The 20,162-nt window shown below is 47.2% G+C and carries 12 protein-coding genes; 6 read left to right on the forward strand and 6 right to left on the reverse strand.

Annotated features, from left to right (window positions below; genetic code table 11):
• The first annotated feature begins 139 nt into the window (after window positions 1-139).
• Window positions 140-1,798: an electron transfer flavoprotein-ubiquinone oxidoreductase gene (locus RJ47_RS01635; RefSeq protein WP_039480772.1), complete on the forward strand. Its 1,659-nt coding sequence runs from the start codon at window positions 140-142 to the stop codon at window positions 1,796-1,798.
• Between the two features lie 5 nt (window positions 1,799-1,803).
• On the opposite strand, the gene RJ47_RS01640 is transcribed toward RJ47_RS01635, so the two are convergent.
• Window positions 1,804-4,365, reverse strand: coding sequence for a DUF294 nucleotidyltransferase-like domain-containing protein (locus RJ47_RS01640; RefSeq protein WP_039480775.1), 2,562 nt, complete (start codon window positions 4,363-4,365; stop codon window positions 1,804-1,806).
• Window positions 4,366-4,730: 365 nt separating this feature from the next.
• Here RJ47_RS01640 and RJ47_RS01645 point away from each other — a divergent pair, with 365 nt between their 5' ends.
• The 3 genes from RJ47_RS01645 (at window position 4,731) to RJ47_RS01655 (ending at window position 9,427) form a co-directional block, all read left to right on the forward strand.
• Window positions 4,731-6,188: a DUF3360 family protein gene (locus RJ47_RS01645; protein WP_038136561.1), complete on the forward strand. Its 1,458-nt coding sequence runs from the start codon at window positions 4,731-4,733 to the stop codon at window positions 6,186-6,188.
• Window positions 6,189-6,519: 331 nt separating this feature from the next.
• Complete coding sequence (locus RJ47_RS01650; RefSeq protein WP_038216582.1) at window positions 6,520-7,752, forward strand: OFA family MFS transporter; 1,233 nt, start codon at window positions 6,520-6,522, stop codon at window positions 7,750-7,752.
• A 64-nt stretch (window positions 7,753-7,816) separates the two neighbouring features.
• Window positions 7,817-9,427 (forward strand): VRR-NUC domain-containing protein, encoded by a 1,611-nt coding sequence (locus tag RJ47_RS01655; protein WP_039480778.1) that lies wholly within the window; start codon window positions 7,817-7,819, stop codon window positions 9,425-9,427.
• 6 nt (window positions 9,428-9,433) lie between these two features.
• Here the strand turns inward: RJ47_RS01655 and RJ47_RS01660 are convergent, their stop codons facing one another.
• Complete coding sequence (locus RJ47_RS01660; protein WP_039480782.1) at window positions 9,434-10,123, reverse strand: M23 family metallopeptidase; 690 nt, start codon at window positions 10,121-10,123, stop codon at window positions 9,434-9,436.
• Between the two features lie 210 nt (window positions 10,124-10,333).
• Between RJ47_RS01660 and RJ47_RS01665 the strand changes: the two genes are divergently transcribed.
• Both RJ47_RS01665 and RJ47_RS01670 read left to right on the forward strand, forming a co-directional pair.
• Window positions 10,334-12,691, forward strand: coding sequence for a fatty acid cis/trans isomerase (locus RJ47_RS01665; protein WP_039480784.1), 2,358 nt, complete (start codon window positions 10,334-10,336; stop codon window positions 12,689-12,691).
• 40 nt (window positions 12,692-12,731) lie between these two features.
• Window positions 12,732-12,920: a hypothetical protein gene (locus tag RJ47_RS01670; protein ID WP_005473708.1), complete on the forward strand. Its 189-nt coding sequence runs from the start codon at window positions 12,732-12,734 to the stop codon at window positions 12,918-12,920.
• A 51-nt stretch (window positions 12,921-12,971) separates the two neighbouring features.
• Here RJ47_RS01670 and RJ47_RS01675 read toward each other — a convergent pair whose 3' ends face one another.
• The 4 genes from RJ47_RS01675 to RJ47_RS01690 all read right to left on the reverse strand — a co-directional run bounded on the left by RJ47_RS01675 (window position 12,972) and on the right by RJ47_RS01690 (window position 20,027).
• Entirely contained in the window at window positions 12,972-14,945 is a 1,974-nt protein-coding gene (locus RJ47_RS01675) for a GGDEF domain-containing protein (protein ID WP_052237893.1), read from the reverse strand.
• 177 nt (window positions 14,946-15,122) lie between these two features.
• Entirely contained in the window at window positions 15,123-16,385 is a 1,263-nt protein-coding gene (locus RJ47_RS01680; RefSeq protein WP_039480787.1) for a sigma-54-dependent transcriptional regulator, read from the reverse strand.
• Complete coding sequence (locus RJ47_RS01685) at window positions 16,372-18,732, reverse strand: ATP-binding protein (RefSeq protein WP_039480789.1); 2,361 nt, start codon at window positions 18,730-18,732, stop codon at window positions 16,372-16,374. The genes RJ47_RS01680 and RJ47_RS01685 overlap by 14 nt, the downstream gene beginning before the upstream one ends.
• Window positions 18,729-20,027 carry an ABC transporter substrate-binding protein gene (locus RJ47_RS01690; RefSeq protein WP_231565923.1) on the reverse strand — a complete coding sequence of 433 codons (1,299 nt, stop codon included), beginning with the start codon at window positions 20,025-20,027 and terminating at the stop codon, window positions 18,729-18,731. The genes RJ47_RS01685 and RJ47_RS01690 overlap by 4 nt, the downstream gene beginning before the upstream one ends.
• Between the last annotated feature and the right edge of the window lie 135 nt (window positions 20,028-20,162).

Here is a 20,162-nt window from a genome sequence, read left to right on the forward strand (position 1 = left end):
AAGTGCGTTAATTTGAAGCTTAGTAAAGTTTACGTTTACGTCAACTGTAACTATATTTACTCCAAGCTGCCGATTTTCGAGTAACCCTTGTGGTCTTCAAGCGGCTTGTTGTCATGAAACCAAGTAAAGGTGAAATGCGATGGAAAGAGAGAGTATGGACTTTGATGTCGTCATCGTCGGCGCTGGCCCTGCGGGGTTATCAGCGGCGTGTCGGCTGGCTCAATTGTCTCAAGAACACGAGCATCCGCTTTCCATCTGCGTTGTCGAGAAAGCTCCCGAAATTGGCGCGCACATCCTTTCCGGCGCAGTATTTGAAACCACCGCACTTGATGAACTACTACCCAATTGGCGACAAATGGAGGCGCCGCTCTCAACGCCAGTCACGCAAGAGCACTTGGTTTATCTGACCACCGAGCACAACCATCTATCGATTCCCGAGTTTCTTACGCCCGAGGCGATGAAAAATGGCCCAGAGAACAGAGTAATGAGCCTGAGTAAAATGTGTCGCTGGCTTGCTGATCACGCTCAGAATCTTGGCGTCGAAATCTTTCCTGGTTTTCCGGCTAAAGAGTTATGCTTTGATGCTCAGGGGCAAGTGACAGGAATCATTACCGCCGACATGGGGTTAGATAAATCAGGGGCAGCCAAAAACACGTTCCAACCCGGAGTCGTACTTAGCGCCAAGCAAACCATATTTGCAGAGGGGGCTCGAGGTCACCTTGGAAAGCAGCTCCTAACTCATTTTTCGCTTGATAAGGACTGCCAACCTCAACACTACGCTCTGGGCATTAAAGAAGTGTGGCAACTACCCAATGGCGACCCGCGTTATCAACCTGGTCTTGTGCTCCATTCGATTGGTTGGCCGCTCAGCGAGAGCGACACAACTGGTGGCGGGTTTTTATATCACCTTGAAGATAATTTGGTTACCGTTGGCTTAATTACAGACCTCAACTATCAAAACCCTTACCTCAGCCCATTTGATGAGTTTCAGCGCCTTAAGCACCATCCGCAATTTTGTCAGTACCTTGAGGGGGCTGAGCGCATCGCATACGGTGCACGTGCGATCGCAAAGGGCGGACTGCTTTCATTACCCAAACAACAATTCCCTGGCGGGTTACTGATTGGGTGTAACGCGGGTACACTCAACCCTGCGAAAATCAAAGGCTGCCACTGCGCGATGAAGTCCGGTATGTTGGCTGCAGAGGCCATATTCAGTGCACTGCAAAATAATCAAGACGAAGCCGATTACCACAGTTTATTTCGTGACTCTTGGCTTTACCAAGAACTTGACCAATCGCGTAACTTTGCGGGAATGGTGAACAAGTTTGGTCCTATATTGGGCGGTGCTCTCTCCTTATTTGAACAACAAGTTTGGCAACGAATGACAGGTGGAACAAGCCAATGGAATGTAAGCGACCTACTCGCAGATCATGCCCAGCTGTTAGCCAAAACCAAGTTTCAACCCATCGACTACCCTGCGCCAGATGGCATCATCAGCTTTGATAAGACCTCTTCGGTGTACCTATCATCCACCTTTCATGAAGAGAATCAGCCTTGCCATCTGCACATTGGCGACCAGCTCATTCCGATCAAACTGCATCTGCCCATGTTTGATGAGCCGAGCCAACGCTACTGCCCAGCTGGAGTGTATGAAATCATTGAGGTGGAGGGGCAAAGCCAGCTTCAAATTAACGCGAGTAACTGTTTGCACTGCAAAACCTGCGACATCAAAGATCCGTCCCAGAATATTACGTGGGAGCCGCCAGAGGGTGGCGGCCCCAATTACTCCATCATGTAACGTGACTAAAGGGAAAAGTCTTGAAGTACTTTTTGATGAAACATCATGCTTCGATTGAGCACATTAACGAGGTTTTGTTGCTCTAGCACCGTCAAGTCGCTCACCGTCAGGTTGTCGTTGATGTGTCTTAAGTCACTGTACTCAATCACCTGATTCATAAAACGCAGATGCCAAATGTGATCAAAGATGTAGACCATCTCTCGGTACGTTCTGGCATCTATTTCCTGCGCGGCAAACAACCCTTTCAACCGTTCAATGGTGTTGCATTCACGAATGTCGTGTTTAAGCGCATAGAGACGGCAGAAGATTTCCATCGGTCTTAAGCAATCTTTTAGATTGATCATCGCTCGCCCTTCACTCTTTTCCGTCACCAATTGGCCATCGCTATCTAGAGGGATCGCATGGTTCATACAGTTTTGCGCATACACATTGATAAACTCGGGGTTCTGCTTAAGTAGATGCTGGATATGGCTCTGAATGTTATCCGCCAGAGCGAACTCTCCAAATGTAGAGCGTATATCGAAAAACACGTTGAGCTCCAAAATGCCCTCAGGTGTTGCTTGCTCAATCCAGTGAGAGAAGTTGGCTTGCCACTCCTTTTCACTCAAACACCATTGATGATTCGACGCCATGATCAAGCCATCACAATAGCGATAGCCCGCTTGGTTCAACATCGCGCACACCTTTTCTGCTAGGTGCAGGAAGTAGCGTCGCGTTGCCTTGAGATCTTGGTCATCGGGCGTTTCAAAGACGATGGCGTTATCTTGATCGGAGAACAACGTCATGTCATGGCGGGCATTACTCCCAAAAGACAAAAACGAGAACGGCACGGGTGGCTCACCAATCTCTTCAATGGTTAACTCAATAAAACGGCAGATTGCCGCGTCGTAGGTTTGCCCTATTAACCGTCTTAGATGATCAGGTCGCGTCCCAGCAGCAATCATTTCACGAATCAGATCGGTTAATCGGTTAAGTGATTCAACCACATGGCTATGACTTTCTCCTTGCTCAATATCCGCCACGATACTGCTACTGGTCTTGCGATAGTCAGAACTGGCCGTCATCGAGTGGAAACTAGCGCCATAGACTTTGCGCACAATCGGACGAAATGAAATCACGTGACCGAGCTTTTCGGAAAGGAAAATGCGTGAAGTGCTAAGGATAATGTCAATTTCACGGCCACTTTTGGTCACGATTTGCGCTTCAAACTCGTTGGGCTCGGCTTCATGGCTAAATAGCTTAAGGAGATGTTCAAGAACCTGGGAGTTTTGTTCCGCTGTCGAAAACAGCTGCTGCCAGATCGTTTGTGATTTTAGCTCGGTGTCGGTGTAGCCAAGCAGTTGGTGCAGCCGAGTATTGGAAAAGACAATCTTGCCATCGGCCTCCAAAATGTAGCCCTCATTCGATGACTCGACCAAAGCTTTATAACGGTTTTTCGCTTCATGCAAGGCAACTTCGGCGCGCATTTTGCGTTTTTCCATCGCTTTCGACTGGGCGATGACGTAGAACATGATAAGGGCTAAGCCGAGGGTAATCGCAACGAAAACGCGATACAGCGTGCTCTCGAGATGATCAATTTCCTGTTGTACATCTTCTAGGTAAACCCCAGTCCCAACGACCCACTGCCACTCTTCAACCCCTTCAACGTAGGTCATTTTGGGAGCAGTGATCGTGGCGTCATCTTTCCACTGCCAGAGGTATTCCAAATACCCTTCATGAGAGCTTTCGACCAGCTTTACCAACTCGACAAAAATAGGAAAATCCGAGCTTTTTTCGCTTTCGTAGTAATGGGTTAAATCTTGGTTGGTCAAGTCGCTGCGGTAGGGGTGCATGATCATTCTTGGATGCATGTCAGTAATGAAAAAGTAGTCCTTGTTTTCCGGACCGTAGCGCATCGCTTTTATGTCTAGCGCCGCTTTACGTTGCGCCTCTTCTAAACTGATTTCACCGCGTTTTTCCATCTCGACGTAGCGGTCAACGACACTCACCGCAGTGGAGGTGAGCTCTTTGAGCATCTGCTGCTTTTGTCCCACCATTGACGCTTCCACTAAAGGCAGGATGAGATAAATGATGGCGGTGACAAACAGGATAATGGCACTGATGGTTGGCAGCACAATTCTCAAACCAAAACGGCTTAAAGGGGAGTCTTGCTCACTTTGCACTGCGCTTAAGCCGCTGAAATAGTCAGCCAGTTCGGATTCATCAAGCACGTCGCCAAGTTGGGCGTGGTGGCTAGTATCGTGGTATTTCGCGGTGAAAGAGCCGTTTTCAAAATCCGCTCGGGTCGGTAGATAGCCGTGGTAATCGTCACGTATATGAGTTTCGAGCACATCTTTGATCTGTTGGCTGGTGTACTTATCACCGAACTCTTGGATCGCTTCTGCGAGTGCTTCTTTGCAATGACGAAAACGACGATGGGAATAAGGATCGAAATCGACTTTTTTCGCCATCGTCTCGTTGTGGCCTTGACCACTGTAATCGAAAAAACCGTCAATCCAACGGTGGATGTCTTCCGCTCGTATCCCATACAGATGCTCTGTGCGATCGGCGTGTTCTGAAATTTTCATGCAGTATTAGCCACTTTCTTGCATATTGATAAATTAGTCAAAAATGTGTGGTGCGTAGCATTTTTATTACGAAGTAATCATCGTACCAATGACACCGAAGCATTATTTAATCGAAATCAATAATCACGTCATACCCCTTTCTTAGTATGAGGCCAATGTTTCGAAGTGATTTTTGACAAGATGCCCAAGAGTTGTCTTGTCTTCACCAACGAAGTGAACCTATGTTAGTCCCGCCTTTTCAATAAGATAAGGCTCTTGGTAGCGTCTGGGATGTCGTCTCGTACTGATCGAAGGTCAGTATACCAAGTGCAAGTGGAGCACTCATTGACATGGTTCAACTTCGTCTCATTACAAAGGAAGACGAAATGTCTAACAAAAGTAAAACCTTTTATAGGGATATGCGCAAGAAAGCGCATGAGTTTGAGAGCCGTGAAGAGTTTCTCAATCATGATCTAAAAATCATGAACTTCCGCCGCTGGGGTATTCATTTACCGTCACGCGATTACAGTGTCGAGCTTGAAGACTTAGTGCCAGCATTGGCGGCAACCATTGGTAAGGTGGTGATGGTGACGGCCATGGTCGCGGTATTTGCTGCACAATTTGGCTTATCTCCGGAGTTTGTCGCAGAAAACGTTCGCTATGAACTGCTGATCGCAGGTGCGCTGTTCGTTATCCTTTTCTCTGCAATTTTAAACCCTAACTCAAACTTGGCGGGCACTCATGGCCCGATGATTCCGTTAATCCCCTTGATTGCCGCAGCCGGTGGACACCCGCTCGCTTTGGGGATCATGGTCTGTATGTTCGGTTTTATCCTCGCCTATACCAAAGGGGGATCAAAGCTGATGACGCTGACAGGTGTTGGCGTTCGGGGCGGTTTGCTTATCTACCTTGGGGCGGTTGGTCTGATTGGTCAGATCAATAAAACCGAAGCGTGGGCAGCCAGTACCGATCAAGGCTACATCTCGTTTGCAGTCATTGGTGTCACCCTAGCCGTTTACGCCTATCTTGCGAAAATCAACAAGCGTTGGTTGGCGATTCCACTATGTTCACTGATTGCTGGTATTGTTGCTTATGTGCTAGGGGCAGAGTTCGCCTTTACTACAGAGCCGGGTCTGCCGCACTTCAGCCCATTCTACTGGTGGGGTGAAGACACAGGTTGGCAACTTGGCTGGCCAAATCTAGAACACTTTATCGCGGTAACTCCGTTTGCGTTGCTTGCAGTCGCGATGTGGTCGCCCGACTATCTTGGTCACCGTGTTTTCCAAGAGCTGAACTACCCGAAAGAAGCCAAAGGCGTTCTTATGGACGTTGATGACACTATGATGGTGGCTTCGATTCGCCAAGGTATTGGTTCATTCCTTGGTGGTGGTAACCTAGCCTCTTCTTGGGGTACGTACATGATTCCAGCGGCTATCGCAAAACGTCCGATTCCGGGTGGCGCGCTACTCACAGGTATTATGTGTATCGCCGCAGCTGTCATTGGTTACCCAATGGATCTGGCGATGTGGGAACCGGTTCTGCGCGTTGCCTTGATCGTTGGTGTATTCTTACCTCTTCTTGAAGCAGGTATGCAGATGATTCATAAGCACAAAGACTCTCTCAGCGCGGGTATTTGTATCTTTGCGTGTGCTTTCGTTAACCCTGTATTTGGCTGGGCAACCACCATGCTGCTCGATAACATGGGTCTAATTGGCGACCATGAACGTGCAAAAGAGCTGTCAGCGAAAGATAAGTACCTGATCCCTGGATTGGCGTTCGTGATTTGTGTCGGCTCACTGGCGATTGTTGGTCAATTGCCTGGAATTCCAGCACTCATTGGCTAAGCCATAAATCACTCTGAATCCATCAAAAGCGCAGGCCATTTGGTCTGCGCTTTTTTATTGTTCGCGCCCTTCTTCTGATTGGACAAGAAACATCCAATTATCGGTTATTCTCACCGCTTTCTACTCATCAAATCTATCAATAGAAATCGTTTTCGCTACAAAAAATCAACAATATTTGAAAAATATACGATTAAGTTGAAAAAGAGATTCCAATCACATTTTATTTGGTTATAATTCGCGCCCATTGCGCTTTATGTTGATAAACGCAAACTTAATTTGAATTAATCGACTGTTAACCCCTCCTCTCCCCAGAGGACAACCGAGAATAAAAATGAGCAAGATTGATAAAGCTATGCGCATCCTGCTAGCAGGTTTCTGTATCAACCTTTGTCTTGGCATCCTGTATGCTTGGAGTGTATTCAACAAAGCACTAGTGACTGAATCAGGCTGGACGGCTGCTGAAGCATCTGCGCCTTACGCGACTGCAACTATCACTTTCTCTATCTGTCTTCTTGTTGCAGGTATTCTTCAAGACCGTATGGGTCCACGTTTGATTCTTATCCTAGGTACTGTTCTAACAGGTCTAGGTATGATCGCATCGGGCTTTGTTAACTCTCCACTGATGCTAAACATCACTTTCGGTGTGATCACGGGTGCAGGTATCGGTTTTGGTTACGCGTGTCTTTCACCTTCTGCGATGAAGTGGTTCCACGCATCGAAGAAAGGTATGGTTAACGGCATCATCGCCGCAGGTTTTGGTCTTGCTGCTATCTACCTAGCGCCTGTGACTTCTGCGCTGATCGACAGCATGGGCATCCAAACAAGCTTCTTAGTGCTTGGTGTGGGTATTCTTGCTATCGCGGTTCCTCTAGCAGCGACAATCAACAACCCACCAGCGGATTACACGCCAACTGAACCTAAAGTCAAAGAAGGCCAAGCACCTAAGGTTGTGAAGAAGTCTGACGACCTAACTTGGAAAGCAATGCTGAAAACGCCTCAGTTCTACTCTCTATGGATCATGTACGCGTTCGCCGCTTCTGTTGGTCTTATGATCATCGGTAACATCACAACGATTGCAAGCGTTCAAGCGAACCTGCCAAACGCGGTTTACCTAGCGTCTATCCTTGCAGTATTTAACTCAGGCGGTCGTGTAGCAGCAGGTATGCTTGCAGACAAGATTGGTGGCGTTCGTACACTTCTTCTAGCGTTCGTTCTACAGGGCATCAACATGGTTCTGTTTGCAACGTTCAAATCTGAATTTACGCTGATCATCGGTACTGCAATTGCAGCGGTTGGTTACGGTACGCTTCTAGCAGTGTTCCCTACTCTAACGGCTGAATTCTACGGTCTGAAGAACTACGGCACTAACTATGGCGTGCTATACACAGCATGGGGTATCGGTGGTGCAATCGGTGCTGCTGTGGTTGGTTTCTCAATGACTAACGGTGACGGCTACGGTCTTGCTTACACGATCTCAGCAGCGATGATGGCGGTTTGTATTGTGCTAGCGTTCATCACCAAGCCGCTGACTGAAGCGAAAGTCGCGCAGCTGAAAAACGCATAATCGATTGAATTACGATGAGAAAGGCTTAACCTAAGGGTTAAGCCTTTTTTATTGTCTATTGGTTATGGAAAACACGGTCGAGCTCGCCCCAGATTACTACCTGGATAACTTTTTCAAACTCACTCATCACGCCACCCAGTGGTACAGCGATTTACTTAGCCAAGATGAACATCAATGGCTTGCGACGTTCGACGCGATCAGCAAAGGGGCTCAATGCCTGCTTGTTCGTCTTTATAGCCGCAAAGGGCATTGGTTTCGTAGCGACAAACTCAACTATCCAGAAATCGATACTATCCAGTCGGCTTTGGCTGAATTGGCCGCTCATGATTTTGTCTCGCTCTCCCCTGAGCTCACAAACCAAGAATTAGCCGTAAATCTACTAACCAAACCTGAGATCCTAGCGCTTTATCCTCAGTATCCGAAATCCCTCAAGAAAGACGCATTAGTTGCGTGCCTAAGCGAAGAGAATTTTGACCAATTTGAGGCGCTTGAGTTTACCGTGATCAAACTCAACTCCGCCCACATGATTGATCTCTTGCTCACGCTCTTTTTCGCCAATACCCATCAAGATCTGAGTCAGTTTGTGCTGGATGATTTGGGCTTGCATAAATTTGAGCAATATCAGCTAAGTAAAGCTCGACGTTTTTTCGAGAGCAGAGAACAAATCGATCGCCTTATCGAACTCAGCCAACTGTCTAACCTCTATTGGCAGTGTGACAGAAAAAACAAAACCAATCTCGACACCTTAATCGGAGCTATGCCCGCTCCTGTTGAACACCGATACGTCGACCGTAAACGCGAGCACATGATCAACGATATCGCCCGTGATTACGAACGGTTAAACGAATTTGAGACGGCTCTTACCCTGTTTGAGCAGACCAAACTGACACCGAGTAGAGAACGCCGCGCTCGCATCTACGACAAGCTAGAACAGAACGACTTATTTAGTGACATTGTCACAGAAATGCTTACCTCCCCTATCGATATTGCTGAGCTTGAAATCGCAGAAAAGTTAAAACAACGCGTTATGCGCAAACAAGGTTTTAAAGTCCCACGCGCAAGCAAACCAACGTGCAGTGAGTATCGAGTTGAACTGGATCTATCCCAACAACGTGTTGAACTGGCGTCCAAAGCCTATTTTGAGAACCTAGGTTGGACGGTTTTCTACAGCGAGAACATATTGTTAAACAGCTTGTTTGGATTGACGTTTTGGGAGGCGATCTTCGCGCCAATTGAAGGGGCATTTATCAACGCCTATCAGCACCGTCCACTCGACTTGTACCATTCGGATTTTGCTAGTAAGCGGCAGCAAGCAATCAATGACGCACTCGAGAAAATTCGATGTGGGGATACGCAATCGCTGTTTGACACTTATCGAGCCAAATTTGGCATCAGTAACCCATTTGTCCATTGGGGTCTGTTCGATGAGGCGCTGTTAACCATGGCGTTAAGCCACATTCCAACTAACATGCTCGCTGAGTTGTTCACCGTCATGTTGAGCGATCTAAAACTTTTCCGCAGTGGTATGCCAGATCTTATCGCCTTCAAAGACGGGACCTTTGAGTGGATTGAAGTAAAAGGACCTGGCGACAAGCTGCAAGACAACCAGTGGCGATGGTTTAATGAATTTGAACGATTCGACGTCCCATTTTCGGTCTGTTACGTCAATCAATAAATGAGGTTAGTTCGTTGCATCTTGGCCTTGGCGCTGATTTCTGAAATATAACCTCGATTGGGCGATAAACTTGTTCGGGTCAACAAACTGGTGAAAAATCGGGTGTTCGGTTGTGTAACCTGTCATCCAATTGCTACGCCCACTTGTTGGGTAGTCAGACGGTGATCCGAGCCGTATCGAGAAGTGCAAGTGTGGCACTATACCAATACCATAACCTTCATCCGTTTCTGCAATAAATCCAATGAGCTGCCCTTTGGTCACAGAGGCTCCCTTTTCAATCAACCATCGTCTCGCCGACACGTGACCATACAAAGAGTAAGCTCCTTTGGGAGTATGTTCGATGATAATCACGCCGCCATACGCCGCCTCATGGTCCGAGAAATAGACCGTTCCATCAGATATTGCATACACTTTCGTACCGGGAGCGGCAAAGTAATCCACCGCTGAGTGATAGAGATTCGGAAACAACGACGCCTGACCAAATTCTGCGAAATCTTGGAGCACGCCAGTTTCCTCCAGTGGCCATTGATAAGGCCCATTAGAGGTCGCAATGATATTCTCCAAAATCGGGGCGACGTTTTGCTCTTGGCGCTCTACCGCTTGCTCTTTTTTGTCGCTTATCAGCTTTGCTAGCCAAAAAGTCACCATGAGCAGTAGAACAAAGAGATAAGGAAACCATTTTCCGCGTTTAATCATTTTATTTTCGCCAACGGGTTGTTTTGTCACAGCATAACTAACCCAAGTTGGCGAGCAATAGGAGCCATCCCATAAGGTGAAAAGTTAATCTAACATTAATCATACAGCGTACTTATTAATGCCTTATCCCATCAAACTCGGAGTTTTATTTGATTCTATGTCGACTTTCTGCTGCAATTTAGCCTCCATAAGACTTGAGCACTTATAAGCATGAATTTACGGACATTTTTTGTAATGGCTGCGGTCACTCTGTTCGCAGGGTGCGCGACCTACGCAGGGCTAAATTTCGACCAACTGTTTGGCGAAGCCGAAGTGGTTGAGCGCCGCGTCGACGCACAAACTCATGAAGGCGTGTTCTTTCTTGACGAAGTTAAACCGATTATTGATAAACGCTGCGTCGTTTGCCACGCCTGCTATGATGCCCCCTGCCAACTAAAAATGTCTTCTGTCGAAGGCATCGACCGCGGCGCGAGCAAAGAATTAGTCTATCAAGGTACGCGCTTAACAGCGGCAAAACCGAGTCGACTGTTTGAGGATGCGCAATCAACACAAGAGTGGCGAACCATGGGATTCCACCCAGTGCTCAATGAACGCATGCAAACGCCAACCGCCAATCTAGAAGCGGGCTTGGTTGCAAAGATGTTGATGCAAAAAGAAGCCCACCCACTACCAAACGAGACTCAACTGACTGGTTTTGATTTTTCCGTCGATCGCGACCAAGTGTGCCCAACCATTGAAGAATATCAGCAGTATCAAAATGACTACCCGACGTGGGGGATGCCCTACGGAATGCCAAACCTGACCAAACACGAATACTCAACACTGATCAATTGGCTTCAAGACGGCGCCATCATGAACACGCCACTGCCCCTGACGCAAGCGCAGCAACGCCTTGTCGACGAGTACGAAGTGTTACTGAATAAGAGCTCACGCAAAGTTCAACTTGCCGCACGTTACATTTATGAGCATCTGTTTCTGTCGCACCTTTACTTTTCTGATCTAAATGAGCCAGAGCCAAGATTCTTTACGTTGGTGCGATCTAAAACGCCACCTGGCGAACCTGTAGAGCGCATTGCGACCCGCCGACCGTATGACGATCCCAACGTAGAGCGCGTCTACTACCGCCTAATACCAGAACAAGGCACAATTGTTGACAAAACGCATATGCCGTTTGCGCTTAACAAAGAGCGGATGCTCAACTGGAAAACATGGTTTATCGACGCTGACTACACAGTTGCTCAACTACCAGGCTACGAGCCAGAGGTTGCCGCTAACCCAATGACAGCGTTTATTGACTTGCCAGTTAAAGCGCGATTTAAGTTCATGCTTGATAATGCGCAGAACACCATCAACGCCTTTATTAAAGGTCCGGTTTGCCGGGGACAACTGGCGCTTAACGTTATCAATGACCGTTTTTGGGTGTTTTTCCTCGACCCAGATAAGTCCGACATACCAGAAGTCAACGAGTTCTATCGCTCTCAGGCTGACAACCTTAAGCTACCGGCAGAGCTAGAGAGTAATACCCTACCGATAACCAGTTGGGTCTCCTATTCACGCCAACAAGCGCGTTATTTAAAGGCAAAATCGGAGTTCGTTAATGAGTGGTTTAAAGATGGTAAGCACCTGACCACCGATGTCATTTGGACCGGAAATGGCACCAATCCGAACGCCGCATTAACGGTGTTCCGACACTTTGACAGCGCCTCGGTGGTGCAAGGTTTGGTTGGCACGCCGCCTAAAACAGCTTGGGTGCTCGATTATGCGTTAATTGAACGTATCCACTACTTATTGGTTGCCGGTTTCGACGTTTATGGCAACTTTGGTCATCAACTTATGACACGCATGTTCATGGACTTTTTGCGCCTAGAGGGTGAAAGTAATTTCGTGGCGTTGCTGCCAAGAGATGTGCGCCATCAAGAGCAGTCAAGTTGGTACCAAGATCAAAGCCCGCAACTGAGCGACTTCTTACAGCGTAATGTTGCGCCATTTGATCAACCGACCCAAGTCGCTTACCAAACCGATAACCCGAAAGCAGAGCTCTACGATATCCTCCGCACCCAGCTTGCGCCTGTCCTCAACAATCGCTATGACATAGAGCAAACTGGCTTCTCTATCGCCAATGAACAGCGATTAAGAAGCATCAATCACATTAAGGGCGAAGGTCTACTCTATGTACCGCAAATTAGCATGGTGATGATCCGCTCTAAGCAGGGAGACGACCAGCTCTTCACCCTACTTCATGACAACGCGCATACCAATATATCCAGCCTGTTTGATGAAGAGAGCAATCGCGACCCGAAAAACGATAGCCTTACTCTAGTGAGAGGAGTGATCGGCAGTTACCCAGCCGCGTATCTATCTCTCGAGGAGTCCGACATTCCACAATTTGTAACTTTGCTTAGTAACATTGAGAGTGAAGAAGACTACGTTAAGTTATTGGATAGATTCGCTGTTAGACGCAGCTCTGATGAATTCTGGCCCTTTAGCGACCGCGTTCATCGCTGGTATCAGCAAAATCAACCGATCGAATTTGGATTGCTAGACTATAATCGTTTTGAAAATAGGTAAAACCAACTAACAAGCAGTGCCGCTGCTCATGGGAGGTATTATGGGAATTCAAGATAGCATTAAGATTTTGGAACAGCAGATCTATGTGGCGTGTTCGGAAGGAGACTACGACACAGTCAAAATGCTAGAACATCAATTGGATAACTTACGCACCAAAGCGGAACACCCATTTGATGAAGACCCGTATGCTCCAGAGGGAAAGTTCTTCCCGGAGGATGACTGGTACTAATACCAACACCCCACAATCATGTGGGGTGTTTTGTTTTTGCGTCAGTGAGCATCAGTCCGTTTGATAGTAGGATGATTTGTCGCTGTACATGGCAGTGTCGGCTTTTTTGAGTAGCTGACGTAAACCTGAATGGGATTTAATGTCTCGAGCAATACCAATAGCGACGGTGACCTCAACCTCCTCGCCGTTGGATCTCTTTACACAGACGGTCGACAATTGAGATTTAAGCCTCTCTACTCCACTCAAACCGAGCCGGCTGATGACAATAAACTCGTCACCACCGACACGATAGGCGTTTTCCTTCGTCAGGCGTTTAATCTGCTTGGCAACCGCTCGCAATACTTCATCACCGAAATGGTGACCGTACGTGTCATTAAACTGTTTGAAACGATTGATATCGAGATAGAGAACCGTCCCATTTTCCACCGTTGATTTAGCAAGGTATCGATCTAACGCTCTTCGGTTTTTCAGTCCAGTAAGCTGATCGGTGGTGGACTGGTGATTCAAATAGAGCAAAGCGCAAGTGGCAAACAAGACAAACATCACGAACAACACCCTAACTTGGATATTGAATTTTTGCTCGGCGCTGTACAAATTACGCCAAGCGGGCTGAATGTTGTACATGTTGGCAATAGATTGAATATCAATGATATCCTGCACTTGCGAGAAGGCTTCTGCCAAAAGTCTCCCTTCCTCAGTTCGATTAAAACCAAATGCAATGTTGGACTCAAAGAACACACCTAAGCTGTCGTCTTCCTCAATGTTCAACAACTTATCTTTTCGTAGCATTCGATTCAAAGCGGCGCGATCAACCACAATGTAATCCACTTCACCGGCAACCAAAGCATCAATCAGAGCTTGCTGATTGTCGACAAAGTAAAACTGCTTTTGGGGCAAAGCGGCTTGCAGTTTTTTGACCGCATAATCCTCTTTCACTACCCCGATCCGCTCTGTAATAAGTTCCGATACATAGCGATAGATGCCATCTTTGTAGCCGGAACGTTTCACCAAAATGGTCATAGCCCGGTAGTGTGGCTTCGCAAAGTAGGTATACGATTCACGTGACGGAGAAACATGTATCGGCGCAATCACATCGATGTTCTGCGCTTTGAAATCAGTGTACATGCTTTGCCAAGACTCATCAGCCCGGCTCGTCACCTTACAATTGAGCTCGAGCATTTGACACGTTTGCTGCAAAATCGTGTAAGTCACCCCTTTGATTGCCCCGCTGGTTTGATAAATCACGTAGGGATACACAGGCTCCAACTTGACTGAGAGAGGTTTTGTTTGGTCTAAGCCATGGCGAACGAGGTTTTTCTTAATCGCAGTCAAGCGGATTTGTTTTTGATAGTGGATCATGGAGTCATGGAGCAACCGTTGGACAGGCTCTGTCTGTGCATAACGAACAAACTGTTCAACCAATGTTACGTCGCTATCTTTTGCCACTGCAATGGTGACAGGAGGCGCACCAATTTTGTTGTTGATGACTTCCGCTTGAAAACCGGCACTGTTAAACGCTTTCAGATAGTTGATACCGGCAACAATGGCATCAACTTGGCCACCGTTGAGTAGCTTTTTCGCCTCTTCTACCGTTGAGTATTCATAGATTGCGATGCTGGGGTAATGACGCTTCACAAGGTCTACAAATATGGTTCGTACCGGTACGGCTACACGTTTGACGTGCTTAAAATCGATGTTGTCTTTGTAAAACAGGTAGGTGTATTCAATGTTGGTCGGGGCGGGCAAATGTAGGTATTTCGCCCGTTGTTCACTGTAAGTCGTGTTCGGTGCAAAATCACTCTCTCCCGATCTGATCGAATCGAGCACTTCGCCGAAGGTATCAAAATGTCGATAGGTAAACTGGAGACCAAACTCTTCACTTAATGCGCCAAAAAGCTGCTTGGCGACAAAATCATCGGCGGTAATGGCGACGTCATAGTTTTGCCGCTGCTGAGCAGGAGCGGCGGCGGCTTCTATGCAAAAAACACAGAGGCTGAGCAATAAAAGGTGTATTCCCGACTTCACTTATTTTTCTATTTATTATTAATTTTGGCATATCGTACAGTATCTTAAGTGAGATAAGCAATCAGTTGATTGGTGGTTCCTTTTCAGCCTTATCAGCTAATCGAGCTATAGAGTGGTGCTGTCCTCCGCGGATGTTCACCACTCTTAATCGGTTACTGACGCTATTTTCTATTCTTGCTACTTTGCACTTTTAAACGATTCTTTATCAATATCGTGCTTTTTCATGCGTAAATAGAGCTTTTTACGCGGCACTTTTAAATAATCCGCAGCGTCGCTAACTCGCCCTGAGTGAAGGAATAACGCATCTTCAATCACGCCCTTTTCAAAATCATCGACCAGTTCGTCAAGTGGCAGCATGGTTTCAGCTTGGGTGTAAATTTTGTCTTTTCCCGTCAACTTAACGATGCCTACCGCAAACAACTCGGCCACGTTTCTTAGCTCTCGAACGTTGCCCGGCCATAAGTGACCGCGTAACACAGAAAGGTAATTGGGCTCGACTTTTGGGATGACTTTGCCCAGCTTGAGACAGCTCTGTTTCAAAAAGTGGTGGAACAACACCACGACATCATCGGGTCTTTGGCGAAGCGGTGGCATCTCTATCACCCCCTGATTCAAAACGTAATAGAGCTCGGGGATGAGGCTTTGTTCAGCAATGAGCTGTTCTGGATCTTTGCCAAATATCGCAATCGCTCTAAACGCCTTCCCTTCCCTCTCGTTGGCGATCAAATGCTGCGCCAGCATTCGTTGACAGGGCTCAGAGAGTTGCTCTGCGCCATCAAGCAGCAAGGTGCCTACGGTCACTCTTGCGAGCATCTCGCTTAATTGTGACTCCGATAAATTAGGGTCAGCGTGTATCGCCTCGCATCTGTTTGGTTGTGAAGACATGGTATGCAATAAATTCGCCGCTAAGTGTCGCCCGCTTCCTGACTCACCCCAAATGACAACATGGTTTTCAAGCAACAAGTACTGAGAAAGGAGATGACGAATTTGCTCCAGTTGGGCGGATTTACCCACCAGCGACTTGTCGATCGTTGCCACCATTTGTTTCTTCTGCTCAACAAAGGCGCGGCGTAGGTCAAGGTGAGATTTTAGCATCTCGAGCAGTTCCGCTGGGTTAATCGGTTTCTCTATAAACTCGCACGCCCCTTTTCTGACAGCATCCACAGCCATCGGAATGTCACCATGTCCTGTAATCACTATCACCGGAATGCGATCATCAATCTGTTTGATCTTTTCCAGTAATTCCATGCCGTGCATTTGCGGCATATACATATCCAGCAATACCACACCGGGCCAGTCTCGTTTCAGATACCCAGTTGCCTCAGTCGGGTCAAGGAGTGCTTTTGCCGTTAAACCTGCAATATCCATCAAATGTTTATAGGAATCTAAAACATCCTGATCGTCATCCACAAGAAGAACAGAGTAATTAAGAGTTTGCATGAGGTAATTCCAATATCACAAGAGCGCCTTTGTCCAAACCAGAGGCTAAAACTATATTGCCAGCGTACTTTTCCATTAAAGATTGGCTGATGTTCAGACCTAAACCAAGGCCAACTTCTTTTGTTGTGGTAAACGGTGTAAACAGTTTATCGACGATATGACTATCAAACCCTTGACCACTATCGAACACACCAATCGCATGATGTGAACGGGTGCTGTAGAGACTTTCTACTCGAATCTGACGTAACGGGCCATTGTGCTCTGCAATCGCATCACAACTGTTGACCAGCAAATTGATCAACACTTGCTCAATCGCCAACGCATTGCCATGGACGCGCAGGTCTTCATCAAGTTGATTGTCTATCTCAACCATCTGACGTTTGGCTTTGGGGTTGACTATGGTGATCGCTTGTTCCGCAATCTCTTTTAGATTTTGTTCTTTGGCCTGCTGTTCACCATCAGATTTCTTGGCAAAGTTGCGCAAACTGGAAATGATCTTGCCCATTCGCATTGCCAAGCCTTCAATGTGCTCAAGCGTTTGATTCAGTGCCTTCTCGTCACCCGATTGCGCTGAAAGCTTGGCGCTGTAGAGGTAGGTCGACATGGCATTCAAGGGTTGATTCAACTCATGTGCCATACTGGTCATGGTTTGCCCAACCACCGCCATTTTCGCCGCTTGAATCAGCTCACCTTGAGTCTGTTTTAAGTTCTGCTCAGTGCGTTCACGCTCGACAATTTCTTCGGACAGACGCTGGTTTTTTTCAATTAAGTCCGAGGTTTTTTCTGCCACGCGTTTTTCTAACTCACGCGTATTGAGCTCTTGCTCGGTGATGTCTGTAATAGTGACAATCACTTTGTTGAGCTGTCCATGAGAGAAAAGATGGAAATCAAAATGGAGATAGCAGGCTTTTTGATCAGACACCGACAGTACAATCTCATCGTGCCCTTGATTAAACAGAGCACCGCCACGTCGAAACACTTTTGCCAACGCCCTTTGGCTACTGTTTTCAAATGAATCCCAGATCAGTTTTTTCTCTACGTCCCCTTGCACGGCTAACAAGCGACGCGCACTTAAGTTCGCTGATTCCACGTAGCCTGCTAAGTCACATGTCAGTAGGCTTGCCGAAGTATTGTTGATCAAACTGATCGCATTGGTTCGCTGTATCTCTTTGACGCTCTCGCCGTACTCAATCAGTTTTTCACTCAAACGACCAATCTCATCCGCTCCATCCACTTGAATCGGATGGCTGAGATCGCCCTTGGTGATCGCATCAATGCTCGAACTCAGTGCCGTTAAGCGAGCCACAATGCGGCGATTGATAAAGTAATAGGTCAAAAAAAGTGACATCAAGATTGAAACACTAAAACAGACGATCAATACATGGTTCCCGTACGAGACTAAACTCGCGGTTTGTGCTTTCACATTGAGGAAACTGTCGTCTGCCAAGCGAACCACGCCACCGATTTGTTGGTGGATATCGTCAAGTTGCTGATCGATGTTTGCTTTAAGCACATCAATCCGCTGGTTCAGCGCCACGTTGTCGAGCAATTGATGGTAAAACACCCCTTCAGGCGCCAACAAGGTGGACAACTCTTGGATCAATTGCTGGTAGGCGATGGACGAAGGCAACTCAAAGATCGGCTCACTGCTGCTCAGAAGCTCGTCCATTTTGTACTGAATCACTTTCGCTGCATTATGCACTTGCCCCAGTTGCTGCGCTTGAATCACTTCGCTGGTCATCGCAAACACATTCGACTCTACATCTAGTAGATGCTGAATGGTGCGCAATTGCTCCAGTGCGGTTGTTCGCTCGGTATCACTCTCATCTCGCTTAATAAGCCAATGCAGCTCTTGTCGAATCGGGGTTAACTCAGAGCGCACATCTTGGTGGAGCCAATGAATCTGCTCTTCCAGCTTGTTGACCCGTCGACTTTGCTCAACGCGTTGCAAGACAAGCGCGCTGTATTGCCTGAGTGTTTCGCCCAATACAAGATAGCGCTCAGCCAAGGTGGTCGTTTCTTTGTCTGTCAGAGCTCCGGTTTCTTGGTGATGCAGCGCGAGATTGATGCCCTCTAACTGCTCCGAAAGCTCTTCAATTTGGCGGTTTAGCTCAACTTTGTTAGTGAGTCTAGAGAGCAACTGAACGCGATAACGAATCTCACTGCTTCGGCTTTCCAGTAAGTAACTGGTATTGTATTTGGGCACACTGTTTTCAAGCAGTTCACTCACTTGATCGTCTAGACGATTCCAAGTGAGCCACGCGACCGCGCTGACCACCGTTAACAGAATGGTTGACCCCGTAAAAGCGATGACCAGTTTTGCGCCAATGGTACTCCACTTATTCATAATGGTGACTCAACTTGAAATGTGCGCAGCTCGCGAGCAACTTGGTTGAGGTTGGCTTCGAACTTTAGTCCAAAACGGTAGCTAAACTCGGCAAGGATCGCTTGTTCTAACCCATTGGATTGGCCGTCAAACTCGACTCGAGAAACGATCGAGTCACCAAGCTGTTCAATTTCTTGTTCGCTGACAGGGATGGTAAACAACTGCTGTTTTAACTCTCTCAACTGTGTGAGTTTTTCAACATCAGCCCCATGACCTTGTTCTAACTGCGCCAAGCTGTGCCAAATATCTTGCAGCTCAGGGAGGCGCTTTGTGATCGCTTCATCAAAGATGATGTTGACCAACTTCTCACGCTGCATCAGCTTAGCCAAATTGAGTGCGGGGTTCTTGTCACTGAAGAGCGAATCATCATTGATCGAGTGCTTGGCAAAATTGGTGTCCACCATACTTTTTTGGACATCTTGCGAGAGCAGCAAGCGAATAAAACGATCGGTCGCGGCATTATCGCCCGATTTTTTCAAGATACCGATGTAAGTCGGCATCAGGGTAAAATCCGAGTCGTAGGCAAACTCCACATACTGGAACTGTTTGGGGAGCACCAGCGCGTAACTGTCAATCGTTGGGCCAATACCAAACTGCCCTTTCGCCACATAATCCGCCACACCAAAGCTGCGCGAAGAAATCGTGCCTAGATTTGCTCCTACGTTCAAAATGATCGCCCAGCCTTTGTCCCAACCATGCTTGGCAAGAATGCTCTCGATCATCATTTGTGTCGTGCCCGAGCGGCTTGGAGTACTCATGGTGATGTGGCCAAAATAATCAAACCGAGCAAGATCTTGAAACCGTGTTGGCGCTTTGAGGTTGTTCGCCATTAAGTAATCTTTGTTCCAAACCAATCCAGCTCCGGAGTAGCCAACGCTCACCACTTTATTGCGCTTGGGTAACACAAACGGCACCAACCACTGGGGCATTTCATTCCCGTAGGCAACCTTGGCCAGTTGGTTGCGCTTGTAGAGCTCTTCCATCAAAAACGGCGATGAGCTGAGTACCACATCGACATCTTGAATATAGCTTTTGTTCAACAGTTGAATTGCAGATTGAGTCCGACGGTGGATCAGTTTGATGTCCACCTTAGGGTTTTGCTGCTTGTACTCGAACATCAGCTCGGCAATCGGCTCGCTGGAGAAGGTGGTCAATATCACCAATTGCTCCTGACTGATCGCAGCCGATGAGCTCAATGTCAGCCATGCGGCAAGGATAGAATGGCGCCACGCGGTTAACTTTCTAATCAATCTCACTTCACAAAATCCCTTCGAAATGTGCGTCAATTCAAAAACTGGTGAAAACACCATTAATTTCTTTTTTGAGCAATTGGGTCACTGCTGACGCATCTTGTTATTTCACTAACTGTAATTCTATCAATTTCGCCACTG

Source organism: Vibrio sinaloensis (genome assembly GCF_000808535.1).
GTDB classification, from domain to species: domain Bacteria; phylum Pseudomonadota; class Gammaproteobacteria; order Enterobacterales; family Vibrionaceae; genus Vibrio; species Vibrio sinaloensis_D.

Coding starts and splice junctions, on each gene's coding strand:
- RJ47_RS01670 (WP_005473708.1), top strand. CDS start 12,732: ATGGGAATTCAAGATAGCATTAAGATTTTGGAACAGCAGATCTATGTG.
- RJ47_RS01640 (WP_039480775.1), bottom strand. CDS start 4,365: ATGAAAATTTCAGAACACGCCGATCGCACAGAGCATCTGTATGGGATA.
- RJ47_RS01665 (WP_039480784.1), top strand. CDS start 10,334: ATGAATTTACGGACATTTTTTGTAATGGCTGCGGTCACTCTGTTCGCA.
- RJ47_RS01655 (WP_039480778.1), top strand. CDS start 7,817: ATGGAAAACACGGTCGAGCTCGCCCCAGATTACTACCTGGATAACTTT.
- RJ47_RS01660 (WP_039480782.1), bottom strand. CDS start 10,123: ATGATTAAACGCGGAAAATGGTTTCCTTATCTCTTTGTTCTACTGCTC.
- RJ47_RS01645 (WP_038136561.1), top strand. CDS start 4,731: ATGTCTAACAAAAGTAAAACCTTTTATAGGGATATGCGCAAGAAAGCG.
- RJ47_RS01650 (WP_038216582.1), top strand. CDS start 6,520: ATGAGCAAGATTGATAAAGCTATGCGCATCCTGCTAGCAGGTTTCTGT.
- RJ47_RS01685 (WP_039480789.1), bottom strand. CDS start 18,732: ATGAATAAGTGGAGTACCATTGGCGCAAAACTGGTCATCGCTTTTACG.
- RJ47_RS01680 (WP_039480787.1), bottom strand. CDS start 16,385: ATGCAAACTCTTAATTACTCTGTTCTTCTTGTGGATGACGATCAGGAT.
- RJ47_RS01635 (WP_039480772.1), top strand. CDS start 140: ATGGAAAGAGAGAGTATGGACTTTGATGTCGTCATCGTCGGCGCTGGC.